Here is a 16619-nt window from a genome sequence, read left to right on the forward strand (position 1 = left end):
GTGGCTGAGATAGTTCGGGTACCTGCGGTTTCGGATCGAGCAGCACTGGTATTCGGTGACCGGGAGGTCAGCTACCCGGAATTCTCGGCCCGCGTCGCGGAGTTGGGCCGCCGGCTCATCGAGTACGGAGTCGGCCCCGACACCGCGGTCGCAGTCTGCATCGACCGTTCGGTGGAACTGCTCGTCGCGATCCACGGCGTGATCGCCGCGGGCGGACAGTACGTGCCGCTCGACGCCGCGCTGCCGGCCGAGCGCGTCGCCTACATGGTCGACACGGCGTCGGCCACGGTGGTGCTGGTGCGCTCCGGTGAGCTGCCCGACGTCGTCGCCGCGCTCGGCGACGCCGTGCGGGTGGTGGAGGTCGACGCCGACACCGACGTCGACGAGTCCACGGAACCGATCACCGACGCGCAGCGGCGCTCGGCCATTCACCCCGACACCGCGCTCTACACCCTGTTCACCTCCGGCTCGACCGGCCGGCCGAAGGGCGTTACCGTCAGCCATCGGGCGGTCGCCAACCGGCTGGAATGGATGCGCGACTGGTACGACCTCACCGGCGAGCGCGTCTTCCTGCAGAAGACGCCGGTCACCTTCGACGTCTCGGTGTGGGAACTGTTTCTGCCGTTCATGGTGGGCGCCACGCTGGTGATCGCCGAGCCGGAGCGCCACGGCGATCCCGACTACCTCCGTGCGGTCATCTCGTCGGCCGGCGTCGACACCATCCACTTCGTGCCGTCGATGCTGGCGGCCTTCCTCGACGTGTTGGGCGAGACCACCGCGACGCTGCAGTCGCTGCGCTATGTGTTCACCTCGGGCGAGGCGCTGCCCGCGGCGGTCGCGAACACCCTCACCGAACTTCTGCCGGCCGCGCGGCTGATCAATCTCTACGGTCCCACCGAGGCCGCGGTCGACGTGACCGCCTACGAAGTGCGCCATGGCGACACCCGGATCCCGATCGGTGTGCCGGTCCCCAACACCAGCACCCTGGTACTCGACAGCACGTTGCAGGCGGTCCCCGCCGGGGTGCCCGGCGAGCTGTACCTGGGCGGTGTGCAGTTGGCCCGCGGCTACGCCACCCGCGCCGACCTGACCTCGGAACGCTTCGTCGCCGACCCCTTCGGCCGCGGCGGCGAGCGGCTCTATCGCACCGGCGACCTGGTTCGCTGGAGCGCCGCCGGCGACCTGGAATACCTGGGCCGCACCGACTTCCAGGTGAAGCTGCGCGGTCAGCGGATGGAGCTCGGCGAGATCGAAGCGGTGCTGGCCGCAGCACCCGGGGTGGTGCACGCCGCGGCCGCGGTCGTCGAGCTGGCCGGCGGTGCCCACCTGGTCGGCTACGTGTCCGGGGTCACCGATCTTCGGGCAGTCAAAGATACTGTCGCGCAACAACTTCCGGAGTACATGCGCCCGACGCTGTGGGTCGACATGGACGCGATGCCGCTGAACAGCTCGGGCAAGGTCGATCGGCGGCGGCTGCCCGCACCGCAGATCGCGGCGGCGGTGTACGTCGAACCGGCCTCCGACGCCGAAGCCGCCGTGGCCGCGGTATTCGCCGATGTGCTCGGCGTCGACCGGGTGTCGGTGGTCGAGTCGTTCTTCGACCTCGGCGGCAACTCGTTGTCGGCGACCCGGGTCGCGGCGCGGGCGGGACAGGCGCTGGGCCGCGACATCGCGGTACGGGACGTCTTCGACGCGCCGTCGGTGCGCGAGCTGGTACTGGTCGGGCAGGGCCGGGGCGCGGCGGTGGCGCCGATCGTCGCCGTCGCCACCCGCCCCGAACGCATCCCGCTGTCGTTCGCGCAGCAACGGATGTGGTTCATCAACCGCTTCGAACCGGCGTCGCCGGTGTACAACCTGCCGACGATTCTGCGCGTCACCGGCGAGCTGGATCCGACCGCGCTACGGGCCGCCTTCGCCGACCTGATCGCCCGGCACGAGATACTGCGCACCACCTACCCGTCGGCCGACGGCGTGCCGTACCAGGCCGTCGGCGACGCCGCCGAACTGGGCGATCGCGACGCCTGGGCACAGGTGTCCTCGCAGGACGAGATCGCGGCCGCGGTGATGGCCGGCTTCGACGTCGCGGTGGACTGGCCGATCCGCGCCCGGGTGTGGCTCGACGCGACCGGCCCCGGCGAGCACGTGCTGGCGCTGGTCACCCATCACATCGCGTCCGACGGCGAGTCGATGCTGCCGCTGGTCACCGACCTGGTCACGGCCTACCTGGCGCGGGCCGCCGGAACCGAACCCGACTTCACCCCGCTGCCCGTGCAGTTCGCCGATTTCGCGATCTGGCAGCACGAGGTGCTGGGCTCGCCGAGTGACCCGACGTCGATCGCCGGCCGCCAGCTGGACTACTGGCGGGACCAACTCGACGGGCTGCCCGGAGTGTTGGAGCTGCCGACCGACCGGCCGCGCAAGCGTGCCGCGTCGCATCGGGGCGGCGCGGTCACCTTCACCATCCCGGCCGACGTCGCGGCCCGCATCGCCGAGGTCGCACAGGCCGAATCGGTGACGCCGTTCATGGTGGTGCACGGCGCGCTGGCGGTGCTGCTGGCCCGGTTGAGCGCATCGGCGGATATCGCGGTGGCGACACCCGTCGCCGGGCGCGGACAGGCGGTGCTCGACCCGCTGATCGGCATGTTCGTCAACACCTTGATCCTGCGGACCGAGGTCGACGGCGCACAGACGTTCCGGTCGCTGCTGGCGCAGGTGCGCACCGCCGACCTCGGTGCCTTCGCGCACGCCGACGTCCCGTTCGAGACCGTCGTCGACGCACTCGACCCGGTCCGGTCGGAGGCGTTCGCACCGCTCGCACAGGTGCTGCTGTCCTTCGATCCGAGCGCCTCGGCCGCCGCTGCCGACATCACCGTGGACCAGCTGTCGATCGCCGCGATGACGCCCGACGAGATCCCCGCGCAGCTCGACCTGTACCTCACCGTCGCCACCGCGGGCCCCGGCTCGCCGTGGACGGCCTCGGCGGTCTTCGAGACCGACCTGTTCGACGCAGCGACCGTCGCCGCCATGATGGATCGCTTCGTCGCACTCCTCGACGCGCTGTCGGCCGACGTGGCCGCGCCCGTCGGCGACGCCGCGCTGCTGCGCGCCGACGACGTCATCACGATCGAAGCGGGCGAATGGGGCGCGCACACCGAGCTGCCGTCGACCGGCACCGTGGCGGATGTGATCGCCGCCGGGGTGGCCGCATACCCCGAGGCGACCGCGCTGCTGTTCGACGGCCGGTCGGTCACCTACCGCGAATTCGGTGCGCGGGTGAATGTGCTCGCCCGGGAACTGATCTCGTACGGACTCGGACCGGAGAGCGCGATCGCCCTGGTGCTGCCGCGCTCGATCGAACTGATGGTCGCGGTACACGCCGTCGTCGCCGCGGGCGGCCAGTACGTCCCGATGGACATCGGTGCGCCGGCCGAACGCGTCGGGTACATGGTCGACACCGCGCGGGTGCGGGCGGTGCTGGTGTCCGCCGCGACCGCCGACAGCGTCGCCGCCACGACCGCCGCGGCCGCGGGAGCACGGCTGATCGTGGTGGACGCGTCGACGCGGGTGGACCTGTCCGCGCCGCCGATCACCGACGCCGAACGGACGAGTCCGCTCCGGGACGACTCGGCGGTGTACACGCTGTTCACCTCCGGCTCCACCGGCCGCCCCAAGGGGGTCACGCTGACCCATCGAGCGGTGGTCAACCGGCTGTGGTGGGGGCTGCGCGAACTGCCGATCGACACCTGCGACCGGGTGATGCTCAAGACCCCGTACACCTTCGACGTGTCGGTACCCGAGTTGTTCGCGCCGCTGATGGTGGGGGCGTCGATCGTGGTGCTGCGCGACGGCGGGCATCTCGAACCCGCCTACGTCGCCGACGTCGTCGACGACGCCCGTGTCACGATGATTCACTTCGTGCCGTCGATGCTGGCGGTGTTCACCGAGGTCGTCGGCGTCGAGCGCATGTCGCGGATGGATTCGGTGCGGATCGTGTCCGCGACCGGCGAGGCGCTGCCGCCCGCGGTGGCGGCCGACCTGCGCTCGGCGTTGCCGGAGGCGTTGTTCTACAACCTGTACGGCCCTACCGAGGCGGCGATCGAGATCACCGCCGAGCGAGTCGAGCAGGTCGACCCGACCGCGTCGTCGGTGCCGATCGGTGTGCCGGTGTGGAATTCGTCGGCCATCGTCCTCGACGGCCGACTGCACCGCGTGCCCGACGGCGTCCCCGGCGAGCTGTACCTGGGCGGCGTTCAGCTGGCCCGCGGCTACGCCTCCCGCGGCGACCTGACGGCCGACCGATTCGTCGCCGACCCCTTCGGGGCACCCGGCACCCGCCTGTACCGCACCGGTGACCTGGTGCGGCGGCGCGCCGACGGTGTGCTGGAATACCTGGGCCGCACCGACTTCCAGGTGAAGCTGCGCGGCCAGCGGATCGAACTCGGCGAGATCGAGTCCGCACTCGCGGCCGCGCCCGGCGTGGTGCACGCCGCGGCGACGGTGCTCGTCGCACCCGACGGCGGGCAACACCTCGTCGGCTATGTGGCACCCTCGTCGGTGCCCGTCGACGCCGTGAAAGCCGCTGTGACACAGTCACTTCCGGGTTACATGGTGCCCACGGTGTGGGTGTCGCTCGACGACGTCGCGCTCAACAGCGCGGGCAAGCTGGACCGCAAGGCGCTGCCGCAGCCCGACTTCGGCGGAGCCCGCGAGGAGTATGTCGCGCCGGCGTCGGCCGCCGAGGAAGCCCTGGCCGCCGTCTTCGCCGAGATCCTCGGCATCGAGCGCGTCTCGGTCACCGAATCGTTCTTCGACCTCGGCGGCAACTCGCTGTCGGCGATGCGACTGGCCGCCCGCGCGGCCGCGGTGCTCGATGCCGACCTCGGTATCCGTGACCTGTTCGAGGCGCCGTCGGTACGCGCGCTGGCCGCCGCGAGCATCGGGCGGGGCGCGAACCTCGCCCCGATCGTCGCCGTCGACCCTCGGCCGGCCCGCATTCCGCTCTCGTTCGCGCAGCAGCGGATGTGGTTCATCAACCAGGCCGACCACACGTCGTCGACCTACAACATCCCGGCGGTCCTGCGTCTGTCCGGATCCCTCGACCTCGACGCGCTGCATGCCGCGGTGGTCGACGTGGTCGCCCGGCACGAGAGCCTGCGCACCACCTTTCCGTCCAAAGACGGTGCGCCGGAACAGAAGATCGGCCGCGCGTCGACGATCGGCGCCCAGCTCGACTGGGACGTGGTCGACGACCTCGACGACCTGGGTGACGCCGTCACCCGCGGTTTCGACGTCACCCGCAGCCGGCCCATCCGGGTGCGGGTCTTCGAGGCCGCGCCCGACGATCACGTGCTTGCCGTGGTCACCCACCACATCGCCTCCGACGGCGAATCGATCGCCCCGCTGATCACCGACCTGGTGCTCGCCTATACCGCCCGGGTCGACGACCGCGACCCCGAATTCGCCCCGCTGGCAGTGCAATTCGCCGACTACGCGATCTGGCAGCACGAGGTGCTGGGCAGCGTCGACGACGCCGAGAGCGTCGTCGGGCGTCAACTCGACTACTGGCGCACCCATCTAGCGGGCCTGCCGGAGCTGGTCGAACTGCCCGCCGACCGCCCGCGTCCGGCGATCGCGTCCCAGCGCGGCGCCGCCGTCGAATTCACTCTTCCGGCCGATCTGGTCGGGCAGCTCACCGCGTACGCGAGTGCCACCGGCTCGACACCGTTCATGGTCGTGCACGCCGCGCTGGCGATCCTCATCGCCCGCCTCGCCGGCACCGACGACGTCGCGGTCGCGACGCCGATCGCGGGCCGCGGGCAAGCGGTGCTCGATCCGCTGGTCGGCATGTTCGTCAACACGCTGACGCTGCGGACCCCGGTCGAGTCCGCGACGACCTTCGCCGGGATCGTCGACGCCGCGCGCGCCGCCGACCTCGACGCATTCGCCAACGCCGACGTCCCGTTCGACGTCGTCGCCGACGCGCTCGGCGCGGCCCGCTCGTCGGCGTACGCGCCGTTCTCCCAGGTGTGGCTCACGCTGAGTCAGTCGGTGCTGCCGGAGCTGGCCGGTTCCGACATCGCCGCCGGTGAGATCGCCGGACTGCGCGTCGAGCCGGTCGAGGCGCCCGACGTCGCGGCCAAGGTGGACCTGGTGGTCTCGATCGGCCGCAACGACGCAGGTGACTGGCCGTCGTCGTTGATCTACGCCACCGATCTCTTCGACGAGTCGACCGTGCGCGTCTTCGCCGACCAGTTCGTCGCGATCCTGACCGCGGGCCTGGCGGCCCCCGACGTCGCCGTCGGCGACATCGCGCTGGGTACAAGTGCGCTGGGCCGCACGGCGGCCGTGACGCCGCGACCGGTCGCCGCGCCGGTGCGCAAGGACGTCGCCGACTCCGACGCGGTCGTCTCCGGCGGACCGGGGGCCGAACCGATCTCGCTCGGCGAGGTCTTTGCGCAGGCGGCGCAGCTGTGGGGTCCGCGACCGGCCGTCGTCGACGCCGACGGCGCCGCCCTCACCTACGCGCAGTTCGACGCGGAGTCCAATCGCCTGGCGCGCTGGCTCATTGCCCGCGGCATCGGCCCCGAATCGCTGGTCGGCGTGTCGATGAACCGCTCGGCCCGGCTGCTGACCACCATCGCCGCCGTCGCCAAGACCGGTGCGGGTTACGTCCCCATCGACCCCGCCTACCCCGACGACCGACGTCGGGCGATGCTGATCGACGCGAACGCGCCGCTGTGCATCGTCGACGCCGGGACCGAACCGGTATCGGGGGTCAGCCTCTCCTGGGTGTCGCTCGACGACCCCACCGTCGCCGCCGAGGTCGCCGCGCAATCGGATTCGGCGATCACCGACGCCGACCGGGTGCGCCCGGTCCGGCCGCACAACATCGCCTACGTCATCTTCACCTCCGGGTCGACCGGCCGGCCCAAGGGCGTGGCCGTCACCAACTGGGGTGTGCACAACTTCGGGCGCGAACTGGTCGCACGCTCCGGCGTCGACGAGTACACCCGGATGCTGGGCTTCGCCTCACCGAGCTTCGACGCGTCGATTCTGGAATACCTGATGTCGGTCGTCGCGGGCGGCACCCTGATCTACCGCCCGCAGGACGCCGTCGGCGGCCCAGCGCTCGCCGATTTCGTGATGCGCCAAGCGATTTCGCACATGTTCCTGACGCCGACGGTGCTCGCCACGCTCGATCCGGCGACGCTGCCCGCGCTGCGTGCGGTCTACGTCGGCGGTGAGGCGATCAGCGCGGCCCTCAAAGACCAGTGGTCGCAGTTCCGCCGCATCCAGAACTTCTACGGGCCGTCGGAGGCGACGGTCGCGGTCACCGGTTCGGCACCCATGCAGATGGGGGAGCAGGTCACCCTCGGCAGCGTGCTCGCCGGCGTCGGGCTGATGGTGCTCGACGCCCGGCTGCACCCGGTCCCGGCCGGTGCGGTGGGCGAACTGTACGCCACCGGTGGGGCACTCGCCCGCGGTTATCTGGGCCGCCCGGAGCTGACGGCGGGCGCGTTCGTCGCCAACCCGTTCGGCAATCCGGGCGATGTCATGTACCGCACCGGTGACCTGGTGCGCTGGCGGCTCGACGCCGCGGGCACCGCGGTACTGGAGTACTCCGGCCGCGCCGACGATCAGGTCAAGCTGCGCGGTCTGCGCATCGAACTCGGCGAGATCGAGGCCGTGTTCACCGACCACACAAGCGTGCACTCGGCAGTGGTGATCGGCGTCGGCGGCTCGGTCGCGACGGCGCTGGCCGCCTACGTGGTGGGGCAACCCGGCGTCGAGATCGATACGGCCGAACTGAAGTCCTTTGCCGCACAACGCCTTCCGTCGTACATGCTGCCCGCGTCGATCACCGTCCTGGCGGCGCTGCCGCTGACGCCGGTCGGCAAACTCGACAAGGCCGCACTGCCCGAGCCGGTCATCGAGGCCGGTGAATACGTCGCCCCGGAGACCTCCGAGGAAGAGGCCGTGGCGAAGATCTTCGCCGAAGTCCTCGACGCGGACCGGGTCTCGGTCACCGACTCCTACTTCGACCTCGGCGGCAACTCGCTGTCGGCGACGAGGGTGGCCGCCCGGGTCGGCGAGGCCCTCGGGGTGGAGGTGTCGCTGCGCGACATGTTCGAGGCGCCGTCGGTGCGGGCACTCGTCGCGGCCGTCGCCGGTCACGACGCCGCGCTCGCGCCCATCGTCGCGGTGGATCCGCGTCCGGCGCTCGTGCCGTTGTCGTTCGCCCAGCAGCGCATGTGGGTGCTCAATCGGCTCGACCCGGCCTCGGCCGCCTACAACATCCCCACCGTGGTGCGCCTGACCGGAGCGCTCGACCAGTCCGCGCTGCGTGCCGCGATGGTGGACGTCATCACCCGCCACGAGGTGCTGCGAACGACCTTCCCGGAGGGCCCGCGCGGATCGAGCCAGCTCATCGGGGCCACCGCGGACATCGAACGGAACCTGGACTGGGCGGTGGTGAGCACCGCGGCCGAGTTGGGCGAGCAGGTGCACCGCGGCTTCGACCTCACCGTCGAACAGCCGATCCGGGTGCGGCTGTGGCAGGCGGCGCCGGAGGAGACGGTGCTCGCCGTCGTGCTGCATCACATCGCCTCCGACGGCGAGTCGACCACCCCGCTGCTGACCGATCTGCTCACCGCCTACGCTGCGCGCCGCGAGGGCGTCGCGCCGCAGTTCGAGGCGATGCCGGTGCAGTTCGCCGACTTCGCCATCTGGCAGCACGAGACGCTCGGCGCACCCGACGACCCCGATTCGGTCGTCGGCCGCCAGCTCGCGTACTGGACGACGCAGCTCGCCGGGCTGCCCGACGTCCTGGAGCTGCCCGCCGACCGCCCGCGCCCGCGCATCGCCACCGGCGACGGCGCGATCACGCCGTTCACCGTGCCCGCGGCGGTCGCCGAGCGGATCGTGTCGACCGCGGCGGCCTACGACGTCACCCCGTTCATGGTGGTCCACGCCGGGCTGTCGGTCCTGCTCGCGCGTCTGGGCAGCATCGACGACATCGCGATCGCCACGCCCATCGCCGGTCGTGGACAGAGTGTGCTCGACCCGGTGGTCGGCATGTTCGTCAACGCCCTGGTGCTGCGTGCCCGGGTGGACACCGCGATGGGTTTCGGCGCCCTGATCGAACAGGTGCGCGGCACCGATCTGGACGCCTACGCCCACGCCGACGTCCCGTTCGAGACGCTCGTCGACGCCCTCGACCCGGTCCGGTCACAGGCGTTCGAACCGCTCGCGCAGATCATGCTCTCCTTCAACCCGGCGGCGTCGCTCGCCGGAGTCGAGATCAATGTCGCCGGCCTGGAGATCTCCGGCGTCGAGGCGCCGGAGGTGGCGGCCCAACGCGACCTCACCATCACCGTCAGCCAGGGGCCCGACGACTGGGCGGGGTCGGTCATCTATGCCACCGATCTGTTCGACGAGGCCACCGTCGCGTCGATGATGCAACGGTTCGTCGACCTGCTCGACGCGCTGACCACCGCGCCGGAGCGGCCGGTGGGCGACGCCGAGATCGTCGGCGCCGACGAGTCGGCCGCGTTGAGCGGTATCGCCAACGGTCCGGCCGTGGCGGTGCAACCCGCCACCGCCGACGTCCTGTTCGCCGACCGCGTCGCGGCGTCGGGCGCCGCCGCGGCGATCCTGTTCGACGACCGCACCGTGACCTATGCCGAACTCGGTGCCCGGGTCGCGACGCTGAGCCGGGAACTCACCGCTCTCGGCGTCGGCCCCGACGTCGCCGTCGGCATCTGCCTGCCGCGCTCGGTCGAGATGATCGTCGCCATCCACGCGGTGCTGGCCGCGGGCGGCCAGTTCGTGCCGATCGGCCTCGACGCCCCCGCCGACCGCGTCGACTACATGCTCGAAACAGCCGGTGCGGCAGTGCTGTTGGTCGCCGTGAACGCGGTCGGATCGACGATCGCCGCGTCCGCGGCCGGGCGTGGAATCCCCGTGCTCGCCGTCGATGCCGATACAACCGATGCAGATACACCCGACGCCGAGGCACCCGCCGATGCGCGGCCGCTCACCGAGACCCGGTCGGGTGCACGCCCCGACGACGCCGCGTACACGATCTTCACCTCCGGATCGACCGGACGGCCCAAGGGCGTGACGGTGTCGCATCGGTCCCTGATGGCGCACCTGCTCGGCGACCGCGACTACTACGGCTTCACCGCCGCCGACGTCGTGCTGCAGGTACTCGAATACACCTTCGATCCGTCGGTGCTGGAATTCCTGCGCCCGATCGTCACCGGTGCGCCGCTGGTGCTGCTGCATCCCGGCGACCACCGCGACCCGGAGAAGATCGCCGACGCGGTCGCGCGATTCGGCGTCACCTCCGCGGTGATCGTGCCGTCGATGCTCGCCGCGATGGTGGACGTCCTCGACGGACCCGACCAGTCGTGGGCGGCGACGCTGAGCAGGCTGCACACCGGTGGTGAGGCGCTGTCGCCGGTGGTCGCCGACGCCGTCACCGCGAAGTGGCCGCAGGCCGCCATGTTCAACCAGTACGGCCCCACCGAGACGACGATCTACTCGACGGTGGCGCGGGTGCAGCCCGGCCGCCGCTCCCAGCCGATCGGCGTGCCGGTGGCCAACACCTCGGCATATGTGCTCGACAACAGGTTGCGGCGCACGCCGATCGGCGTAGCCGGCGAACTCTACATCGCCGGTGACCTGGTCGCGCGCGGCTACGCGGGGCAGTCGGCACTGACCGCGGACCGATTCGTCGCGAACCCGTTCACGACCGACCCGGCCGGCGCGGGCAGCCGGATGTATCGCACCGGCGACCTGGTCCGCTGGAACGCCGACGGCGAACTGCTCTACCTGGGCCGCACCGACTTCCAGGTGAAACTGCGCGGCCAGCGCATCGAACTCGAAGAGATCGACGCGGTGCTCGCCGGCGCGCCGGGCGTCGTGCACGCCGCGTCGGCGATCGGCCGTTCCGGGCAGGCCGAATACCTGATCGGCTACGTGTCGCCGGCAACGGTCGATCTCGACGCCGTGCAGGCGGCCGCGGCCGCCGGGCTGCCCGAATACATGGTGCCCTCGGTGTGGGTGCGGCTGGCGGAGCTGCCGCTCAACTCGGCCGGCAAGATCGACCGCAAGTCGTTGCCCGCGGCCGATCCGGCGGCCTCGACGCACGACTACGTGGCACCGGTCGGGACGGTCGAAGAACACCTCGCCGGCGTGGTCGCGAGCCTGCTCGGGCTGGAGCGGGTGAGCGTCACCGAATCGTTCTTCGCCCTCGGCGGCGACTCGATCATGTCGATCCAGGTCGCCTCGGCGATGCGTGCCGCCGGGCTGGCGCTGTCGCCCAAGCAGATCTTCGAGCACAAGACCGTGCGGGCGATGGCCCGCGCGATGGCCGAGCACGACGTTGTGCTGCCCGACCTGGCGGAACTGCCCGGCGGTGCGAGCGGTCCGGTCACGGTGCCGCCGGTGATGGCGTGGATGCTGGAATCGGCCGACACGCCCGCCGACGTCGCCGACTTCTCACAGGCCGTCGTGCTCGTCGCCCCGGACGGATTGACCACCGACGCACTCGGCGAGGTCCTCGCCGTGGTGGCACAGGCACACCCGATGCTCACCGCGGCACTCGCCGAGGTCGATTCGGTGTGGACACTGACCGCGGGCAGCCCGTTCGACGCCGCGGCCGCGGTGTCGGCGACCACGTCGTCGAGTACCGTCGGCTCGGCCGAATTCGATGCGGACCTCGTCGCGGCGCATCGCGCGGCGTCGGCGCGGCTGAACCCGGCGGTCGGCGCGCTGATGGCGGCGGTGCACGTCGTCGACCCGGCCGGAGCCGGACGGATCGTGCTGGTCGTGCACCACGTCGGCGTCGACGCGGTGTCCTGGAACATCATCGTCGAAGATCTGGTGACGGTGTGGGCGCAGCGGTCGGCGGGACATGGCATCGCCGTGCGCGCGGTGACGTCGTCGCAGCGGGCATGGTCGGGTGCACTGGCTGCCCAGGGCTCCCGTTGGGCCGCCGACACCGACTACTGGCTCGATCGACTTCCGTTGCGGCACAACGACTTCGGCGTACAGCTCGACCGGCCCCGGGATCGGATGGCGACCGCCGAGACGGTTCGCGCCCTCCTCGCCGCCGAGCCGACCGAGTCGTTGTTGACCACCGTCCCGGACGCCTTCGGCGGCAGCGTCAACGACGTCCTGCTGGCCACCCTGGCGCGCGCGGTACGCGGTTGGCAGGGCGCCCGCGGCATCGACGCGAGCGGCCCGGTGTCGATTCTCGTCGAGGGCCACGGCCGCTACGAAGAGGTGCTCGCCACCGGTGCGACGCCGGTCCGGGCGGATCTGTCGCGCTCGGTCGGATGGTTCACCTCGGTGGCACCGGTCGGCGTCGATCCCGGCGCCGACGTCGTGCACGCGGTGAAGTCGGCCAAGGAGGAACGTCTCGGCCAGCCCGACGACGGTGTCGGATTCGGCTGGCTGCGCTGGCACGGCGAGTCGGAGGTGTCGACCCGCCCGCTGCCACCCATCGTGTTCAACTACTTCGGCGCCGTGGCCGCCGGCGGCGCGGGCGAATCGGGCGCGACGGCGCTGCCGTTCGGCCCGGCCGCCGCTCCCGCGTTCCCAGCGTCGCCGACCGGCGCGATGGCCGCCCAGGCGCTGCTGACGGTCACCGCAGGCGTGAGGGTCGTCGACGGCGGCCGCAGCCTCTCCATGTCGGTGCTGTTCCCGTCCGGCGCGTTCGCCTCGGCCGAGATCGACGATCTGCTCACGCGGTGGTCGACCGAGCTGACCGAGTTGGCAGGCGTCGTCGTCGACGGTGCGTCGGTGGGCCTGTCCCCGTCGGACGTTCCCGGTGTCGCGGTGACCCAAGCCGATCTGGACGCCCTCGCGGTGGCCTATCCGGGCGCCGACGTCTGGCCGCTCTCGCCGCTGCAGGGGGGCCTGTTCTTCCAGTCGCAGCTCGCCGCCGAATCCGACGACGCCGTCGACGTCTACGTGGCGCAGGCCGTGCTCACCCTCGGCGAGGGCGTCGACCCGGTCCGGCTGCGGGCCGCGGCCCAGTCGGTCGTCGACGAGCACCGCATCCTACGGTCCGGTTTCGTCGAGACCGGGTCGGGCGCGTTGGTGTCGGTGGTGCCCGGTCGGGCCGAGCTGGGCTGGTCGGAGATCGACCTCGGCGCCGTCGACGACGCCGAGGCGGCCGCGCGCGTCGCGCAGATCGCCACCGAACAGCGAGTGCTGCCGTTCGACCTCGCCACGCCGCCGCTGCTGCGATTCGTGTTCGTCCGCCACGGTGGGTCAGCGACGCTGATCTCGACGAATCACCACATCATCCTCGACGGTTGGTCGGGACCGCTGGTCCTGGCCGACGTGCTGGCCGTCTACGCGACCGGCTCCACCTACACCGGACAGGTGTCCGCGGGGACCGGCGACTTCGGCGACTACCTGCGGTTGATCGCCACCCGCGACGCTCACGAAGGCGCCGCGGCATGGCGCGACGTGCTCGCGGCCGTGGAGGGACCCACCCTGGTGGCGCCCGGCCGGGTGACGGTGTCGCAGGACTCGCTGCCGCGGGACCTGGAGACGCCGATCTCCGCCGAGCTGGTCGCCGAGCTGGAATCGGTGGGCCGCGCGCACGGCGCAACACTGGCGACGGTGCTGCAACTGGCCTGGGCGGTACTGCTGTCCCGGCTGACCGGCAATCGCGTCGTCACCTTCGGTGAGACGGTCTCCGGGCGTCCGGCCGACCTGCCCGGCGTCGAATCGATGGTCGGACTGTTCATCAACACCCTGCCCACCGCGGTCGACGTCGACCCGGACGCCACCGTCGGCGAGGTGCTCGCCCGGCTGCAGGCCGACAAGGTCGCCGTCCTCGACTACCAGCACCTGAGTCTGGCCGACGTCGTCGCGGCGGCGTCGACGCCGATCGGCTTCGACACGCTGACGGTGCACGAGTCGTTCCCGGTGGACGCCGGTTCGCTGGAATCGGCCGACGCGTCGGTGACCGGCGGGCTGACCATCGCGCGCGCCGACCTCAGCGACTCCACGCATTACCCGCTGAACATGGTCACCGTCCCGGCCGCGGACGCTCTGGTGGTGCGGCTCAAGTACCTGCCGTCGGCGTTCTCCGACGAGCAGATCGCCGAGTTCGCCTCCGCCGTCACGCAGATCCTGCGGGCCATCGCACACGCGCCGGACACGAAGACCGCCGACATCTCGCTGCTCGACGCCGGCCACCGTGAGGCGGTGCTGGCACGTTCGGCCGGTGCCCGCGTCGACGTGGTTCCCACGACGCAGGCCGCTGCCCTCGCCGCGCGGGTCGCTGCCGCCCCCGATGCGCCCGCACTGTGGTTCGACGGCCGCACCGTCACCTACGGCGAATTCGGCGCACGGGTAAATACCCTTGCGCGCGAACTGATCTCGCGCGGCATCGGCGCGAACGCCGCGGTCGGCGTCGCGATCGACCGAAGCGTCGAGATGATGGTCGCCATCCACGCGGTCGTCGCCGCGGGCGGCCAGTACGTGCCGATCGCCGTCGACGCACCCGCCGATCGCGTGGAGTACATGACCGCGACGTCGGGGGCCCGCATGGTCCTCGTCGCGGCCGGCCAGGTGCCCGACGCCCTCGCCGCGGTGGACACCGATCTCGTCGTGGTCGACGCGTCGAGGGCGATCGACGAGTCGGTCGCGCCGATCGCGGACACCGAACGGCGCGCGCCGGTCTCGCCGGACGACGCGCTGTACACGCTGTTCACCTCCGGGTCGACGGGCCGGCCGAAGGGCGTGACGGTGACCCACCGCGCGCTCGCGAACCGGCTGGACTGGATGCGCACGTGGTACTCGCTGTCGGCCGACGAGGTCTTCGTGCAGAAGACGCCGACCACCTTCGACGTGTCGGTCTGGGAGCTGTTCCTGCCGCTGACACTCGGTGCCGAACTGGTCGTCGCGGCGCCCGGTGCGCATGCCGATCCCGAGGCGCTGGCCGCGCTGATCGCCGAGCGCCGCGTCTCGGTGATTCACTTCGTGCCGTCGATGCTGTCGGTATTCGTCGATGTACTTGCGCCGCAAACGCTTTCCGCGCTGTCGTCGCTCAACTGGATCTTCGCCTCGGGTGAGGCGCTCACCGCGGGACCCGCGCACGCCGTGCTCGGCGCCCTCGACGGGGTACGCCTGGTCAACCTTTACGGCCCCACCGAAGCCGCCGTCGACGTCACCGCCTACGAACTCACCGGTGACGAGACCACGGTGCCCATCGGCGTGCCGGTGAGCAACACCGAGGCCTATGTGCTCGACGCTCGTCTGCGTCCGGTGCCGGTCGGCGTCCCGGGCGAGCTGTACCTCGGCGGCGTGCAGTTGGCCCGCGGATACGCCGGACAGCTCGGCTTGACCGCCGAACGGTTCGTCGCCGACCCGTTCGGGACCGCCGAACGGCTCTATCGCACCGGTGACCTGGTGCGGTGGAACACCGCGGGTGCGATCGAATACCTCGGCCGCACCGACTTCCAGGTGAAACTGCGTGGACAGCGCATCGAGCTCGGCGAAATCGAGTCGGTGCTCGCGAGTGCACCGGGAGTGGTGAAGGCCGCGGTCACCGTGGCCGCCGCACCCACCGGCGCCGACCACCTCGTGGCCTACCTCTCGCCCGCGACGCTCGACGTCGCCGCGGTGAAAACTGCTGTGGAGCAAGCACTTCCGTCGTACATGGTGCCGACGGTCTGGACGGTGCTCGACGACATCGGGCTCAACTCGGCGGGCAAGATCGACCGCCGGGGGCTGCCCGCCCCCGACTTCGGCTCCCTCGACGCCGACTACGTCGCGCCGCGCGGCGAGGTGGAAACCCAACTCGCCGCGGTGATCGCCGGACTTCTCGGCGTCGAACGGGTCAGCGTCGTCGAATCGTTCTTCGCCATGGGCGGCGACTCCATCATGTCGATTCAGCTCGCCTCGGCGATGCGCGCCGCCGGGCACACGTTGTCGCCGCGGCAGGTCTTCGAACTCAAGACCATCCGGGAGATGGCGCGCGCCATCGCGAGCGTGGGGGAGCGGCTGCCCGACCTCGCCGAACTGCCCGGCGGCGCCGCGGGCACCTTCCCGCTGCCGCCGGTGGTCGCGTGGATGCTCGAATTCTCGCAGCAGCCGACAGATTTCATCGGAAACGTGCAAGCCGTGGTACTTGCCGCACCGACCGGCGCCGGCTCGGCCGACATCGCCGACGTGCTCAGCGTCGTCGTCGGGGCGCACGCGATGGCCTCCGCGCGGCTGTATCAGGCCGACGGCACCTGGGGGATCGAGGCGGGCACGCCGTTCGACGCCGAGCGTGCGGTGACGGTCACCGCTTCGACCGGCGCCGTCGGCTCGGAGCAGTTCGACGCCGATCTCGTCGCGGCGCACAACGCCGCCGTCCGGCGACTCAACCCGGCCACCGGCGAGCTGGTGCGGGCCGCGCTGGTGACCGATCCGTCCGGAGCCGGCCGCATCGCGCTGGTGATCCATCACCTCGGCGTCGACACGGTGTCGTGGAACATCCTCGTCGAAGACCTGATCACGGTGTGGGCGCAACGCAGCGCCGGTCACCCGATGCAGGTGCGCGCCGTCACGAACTCACAGCGCGCCTGGTCGACGGCGCTCGCCGC

1 protein-coding gene (cut by a window edge) is annotated in these 16619 nt (G+C 71.4%); it reads left to right on the forward strand.

Annotation, left to right across the window (positions count from 1 at the left end):
* Positions 1 to 16619, forward strand: partial view of a non-ribosomal peptide synthase/polyketide synthase gene (locus HH308_RS02500; RefSeq protein WP_170192601.1) — the 5' portion only. It continues 16228 nt past the right edge of the window; the window shows 16619 of its 32847 coding nt (coding positions 1-16619); it begins with the start codon at positions 1 to 3; its stop codon lies off the right edge, out of view.

Source organism: Gordonia asplenii (assembly GCF_012933505.1).
Lineage (GTDB): Bacteria > Actinomycetota > Actinomycetes > Mycobacteriales > Mycobacteriaceae > Gordonia > Gordonia asplenii.